Source organism: Congregibacter sp. (genome assembly GCF_965660375.1).
Lineage (GTDB): Bacteria > Pseudomonadota > Gammaproteobacteria > Pseudomonadales > Halieaceae > Congregibacter.
Map to the genome: position 1 here is coordinate 1 of NZ_CBFHZO010000009.1, position 5107 is coordinate 5107.

4 protein-coding genes are annotated in these 5107 nt (G+C 56.0%); 1 reads left to right on the plus strand and 3 read right to left on the minus strand.

Annotated features, from left to right (window positions below; translation table 11 throughout):
• Nucleotides 1-33 precede the first annotated feature (33 nt).
• A complete protein-coding gene (locus ACTG3T_RS00685; RefSeq protein WP_439100341.1) occupies nucleotides 34-429 on the plus strand; it encodes an acyl-CoA thioesterase in 396 nt (131 codons plus the stop codon).
• A 15-nt stretch (nucleotides 430-444) separates the two neighbouring features.
• On the opposite strand, the gene ACTG3T_RS00690 is transcribed toward ACTG3T_RS00685, so the two are convergent.
• The 3 genes from ACTG3T_RS00690 to ACTG3T_RS00700 form a co-directional block, all read right to left on the minus strand.
• Entirely contained in the window at nucleotides 445-2268 is a 1824-nt protein-coding gene (locus tag ACTG3T_RS00690) for a serine hydrolase domain-containing protein (protein ID WP_439100338.1), read from the minus strand.
• Between the two features lie 118 nt (nucleotides 2269-2386).
• Nucleotides 2387-3556, minus strand: coding sequence for a TRAP transporter substrate-binding protein (locus ACTG3T_RS00695; protein ID WP_439100339.1), 1170 nt, complete (start codon nucleotides 3554-3556; stop codon nucleotides 2387-2389).
• 60 nt (nucleotides 3557-3616) lie between these two features.
• Nucleotides 3617-5107: 3'-5' exonuclease (locus ACTG3T_RS00700; protein ID WP_439100340.1), on the minus strand; the 1491-nt coding region annotated here is incomplete at its 5' end.

Sequence of the window (5107 nt, forward strand, 5' to 3'; positions counted from 1 at the left end):
TCCAACCAGAAACCAGCGCAGACTAAGCAGACCATGAGCGATATTGACTCCACACCACTACCCCAGGGCGAACTCGCCATACAAACCATCGCCATGCCCAAGGACACTAACGCCTCCGGGGATATCTTCGGTGGCTGGTTGCTATCGCAAATGGACCTCGCGGGCGCTATCACCGCCGAGGAAGTCGCCAAGGGAAGAGTAGCCACCGTTGCCATTGATGGTATGGCGTTTATCACCCCGGTCCACGTGGGCGCGGTGGTGTCCTGCTTTTGCGATGTTATTGAGATCGGACGCTCGTCTATCCGGATTATGGTGGAGGTGTGGATTAACTCTCCCCACGACGGCGATCCCATCAAAGTGACCGAAGGCGAGTTTGTCTTTGTTGCTATTGATGAACAGCGGCGGACCAGGACCATTACTCACCAGTAATTACTCCTGCACGGTTTATCGCCAAAAAACCATTGGGAGTTCCCCCTGGAAAACAAGCATCAGGCATAACTGCAAGCTGACTAAGACAGCGAGCAGGTCGGGGAGAATCAGCTTTCTTCTTCGACGAACCTGAAAAAGGGCGAACCCCAGGGACAATGGCAGAAGTCCGCTAACAAGGGTAAGAAGTGCGCTCGCCACCGTCAGTTCCCCGAACTGGAGAAACGACTGCCTGCTGTATAGATACGCTGGAATGGCAAAAGCCATAAGGCATATCCAGGGTAGAAATAAGGCACTGTTTGCGAAAGATGTGCCGCGAAGCGTTAACCATGCGCCGCGCAAAATTATGTACAGCACGCCCACAGCGCCCGCCACGAGACTTGCCCAGGCCAACAGTAGTGGTAAAGGCGAAGCCTTCTTCCAGGTGATGAGTCCATAACTCAGTACAGTGTTCGCTTTGCCCATAAAAACATGGGACGCCACGCTTCGCTCAACATCTCGAAACAGTCCATCTCCCAAGGGCAGGAGCAGCCGCGGTTGTGCCTGGAGAGAGTGCAAAAGTAGACCGTTACGCTGTCGGTCTACACTGAGCCAAATTGAGTTAAACACCCAGTCGAGCCAGGCAAACTCCGCCATGTTTGCTGGGGCCAAGGTATACAATCCAGCGTATTGCTCCAACGCTCCATTGGGAATCACGGGAGTTTGAGCTAGCGGCTTAATATTCATCGCATCAATGAAATACGCGGTAAGGCGTTCATAGTCAGCAACTTCATCGTCCCCATTAACCGCAAAGAAAAAAGCTTTCTGCTCCTGCCGAAACACACAGAGCTGGGCGCGAAACCCAAAGGTTTCTCCCGGATGACACTCCCCTATAACCCCGTGTCGGTCCCGTGCAGCTAACGCAAGGCCGTGTCCCATGGTCAAGCCTGCGTGGAAGGCGTCTGTCGTTGAGGGTCGCCCAAGGTTCTCCATGTGTTCGGATGCAACGAACTGCCCGCCGTTCAAGCTGCCGCTACCCAGTAAGAAACGAAGAAAAAACTGCATATCAGCAGCCGTTGTAGTGAATTGCCCGGCGGGGCGCAAAAACAGCGGGACCGACTTTTGCGGTACAGCGCCCTCAAAATACCCCATGGCAAGACGGGGATCCTGGTCTTGAGTAATGAAGGAAAAGCTGCTGTCGAGCATCCCCAATGGCTGCAAAACCTCCCGGTTCAGATAGTCCTCGTAGCGCTCCGAGGTCACCTTCTCAATCACCATACCGAGTAAGGCGTATCCCATATTCGAGTAGGAATACTGGCTACCGGGTCTTGTTCGCAGCCGCAACAAATGATCGTGGTCGTTAGGAAAAGCCTCGGCCAAAGGGGTATCGGGGGACACCCCCGAATTGAGAAACTGCCACATTCGCAGGTTATCCAGCCCCCCCGTGTGCTCCAGCAAGTGTCTTATGGTGATCGGAGCTTCTCCTCGCCAGGGGTTGCCCCAATTAAGGGATGGAAGCAGTACTTCGACGTTCGCATCCAAAGCTAAGCGCCCTTCAAAGATCAAATGCAACACGCCTACAGCAAGAAGCGTTTTAGTGACTGATCCAACCTGCACTTTAGTGCTAGCGGTCATGGACTTTGCACTGCTTATATCGGCATAACCGTTGCCACCAGACAAAACTTCGCTCTTGTCGACAAATGTCCAGGCGATCCCTGGTAGCGCTTCGTCTTCAAGGATCAGATCAAGACGCTGAGACTCCCCAGCGAAGGAGAGCTGGGTAAAAAAGGCCAGGATAAAACCCCAGAAATACAGTGAGGCATTTCCGGAAGGCGGGGTTTGCTTGCTGTGGCTAAAGAGCATCAAGCCATCGTAGAGCGCTGATACTGGCAGCGCTATTCCATTCGCCTGATTTAGAGATCAGGTTGTCCCATCGGGGTCCCATCGACACTGAAACGGGGAGTGCGCTGTCAGACAGCAATCACTCGTCAATCAACGGCCCCATAACCTTTCGACGCACGTTGATGTAAGACTGCTCGGATATCTCGTGATAAGCGCGGACGTCTTTTAAAAACGCCTGGAAAGAGGCGTTCACCCTGGCAGCCAGTGGATCATTCTCGATCATCTTGGCCATGGCTACTTCCCCACCTTTATAGAGAGCCTCAAGCACATCATCAGGTAGACGCCGCAGCTTTACGTCGTGAACCTCGATCATCTCCCGCAGCGCTCGATTATTCCGCGCGGTGAACTCGTCCAGCATGTCCTGGTTAGCCGCGCGGGCGGCGTAGCGAACAATCGCCTGCAGGTCTTCCGGCAAGGCGTTGAGCGCATCTTCATTAACAATGAACTCAAGCATGGAGCCGGGCTCATGCCAGCCAGGGTAGTAGTAATACTCGGCAATCTCATGGAGTCCCAGCGCCAAATCGTTATAAGGGCCCACCCATTCCACGGCATCAATCACGCCCGTCTGCAGCGCGGTATACACCTCACCGCCGGGAATGCGCACCGCCTCTCCCCCCGCGGCGCTGAACACTTCGCCGGCGAGGCCGGGGATGCGCATACGCAAGCCCTTGAGGTCATCCAGAGACTTGATCTCACGGTTAAACCACCCGGCCATCTGCACACCGGTGCTGCCGCCGGCAAAGGGTACCAGGCCCGCGGGTGCGTAAACTTCGCGCCAGATCTCCATGCCGCCACCGTAGTGAAGCCAGCCGTTCATCTCCTGCGCGGTCATCCCAAAGGGCACCGCTGTAAAAAAAACCGAGGAGGGGATTTTTCCCTTCCAGTAATAACTGGCCCCGTGCCCCACCTGGGCAACGCCCGAGGACACCGCGTCAAACACCTCGAAGGCCGGAACAATCTCACCGGCACCATAAACACGCACGTTTAGGCGACCCGAGCTCATCTCACGAACCATTTGCGCGAACACTTCCGGGGTATGCCCGAGGCCCGGCAGGTTTTTCGGCCAGGTGGTTACCAGCTTCCACTCGATGTTATCGCCACCCTGACCCAGCTCGCCGGCATTGCCGGGTCCCGCCGCACGGTCGTTTGCCACGCGTTCAAAAGCCCACAACCCGATGAGCAATACGAGTGCCGCGGCCAGAAGCAGGACGGCCAGCGCTTCGCGATTAATCCCTGATGACTTACTCATAGCTCTTTTGCCTCGGGCCGTTGTACCGGCCTTTTTATTCTTTGGTGGAAAATAGTGCGCTTAAAGCGCCTCCAACTTTGCATACTGCACGACCAGCCACTTGGTGCCCTCGGAGGCAAAGTTCACCTCGACTCGTGCATTGCTTCCGCGGCCTTCAAAATTGAGAACAACGCCCTCGCCAAACATCTGGTGATACACCCGCTGACCGAGATTCAGGCCGGTGTCTGCCGCAGGCGTGCTGCCCGACAACTGACTCACGGGACGGCTGATCTTGGTTTGCAGGCGCACCTCGTTGACCAGCTCGGAGGGAATTTCCCGTACAAAGCGCGAGGGCGGGTTGTAGCTGTCACTGCCGTGCAACCGTCGGCTTTCGGCGTAGGTGAGAATCAAGCGCTCCATAGCCCGGGTAATACCGACATAACAAAGACGCCGCTCTTCTTCCAGACGACCGGGTTCTTCAATGGACATGCGGTGAGGAAAGAGGTTTTCCTCCATGCCGGCCAGGATCACCAGGGGAAACTCCAGACCTTTGGCCGAGTGCAGGGTCATCAATTGCACGCTGTCTTCATGGGGGTCAGCCTGCCCCTCTCCCGCATCCAGTGCCGCGCTGTCTACAAACTGCTGCAGGGGTGAAAGCTCTTCTCCCTCGGGCACAAAGGTGCGAGCAGCGTTTACCAGTTCCTCGAGGTTCTCGACGCGGGCGAGGCCTTTTTCGCCTTTCTCTTTTTCGTGATAGGCGATCAGACCGGATCGACGTATCGCCTGATCCACCAGCTCCTCGAGAGTCATGGGGTCGGTGAGCGTATCGAGCTCATCCACCAGTACCCGGAATCCATCCATGGCCGTCAACGCCCGCGCCGGCAGCAATTTGTGCTCCTGACAGGCCTGTATTGCGTGCCACAAAGAACACTGCTGCTCTCTGGCCGTTGCCCGCAATACGTCCAGTGTTTTGCTGCCTATGCCCCGTGGGGGCGTATTGATCACGCGCTCAAAGGCGGCGTCATCACCCCGGCTTACCAACAGACGGAGATAGGCCATGGCATTACGGATCTCGAGGCGCTCATAGAATCGCTGGCCACCGTAAATACGATAGGGTAGACCGCTACGGAGCAGCGCCTCTTCCAATACCCGGGATTGTGCATTTGAGCGATAAAGAATGGCTACCGATCGTCGCGCTTGCCCGTTGCTCACCCAGTTTTCGATCTGCTCAACAATGAAACGCGCTTCATCCTGCTCATTAAAGCCGGCATAAAGCTGCAGGGGTTCGCCAGTCTCCCCCGAGCTCCACAGCTCTTTACCCAGGCGGCCACTGTTGTTTGCGATAACGCCATTCGCGGCCTGGAGAATGGTCTGGGTAGAGCGATAGTTCTGCTCCAGGCGCACCACTTTGGCCCCCCCAAAGTCCTCACCAAAACGCTGAATGTTCTCTATTTTGGCACCGCGCCATCCGTAAATGGACTGATCGTCGTCACCGACGGCAACCACGGGAATCTGGTCGCCCGCCAGCACACGAAGCCAGGCATATTGAATGGTGTTGGTGTCCTGAAACTC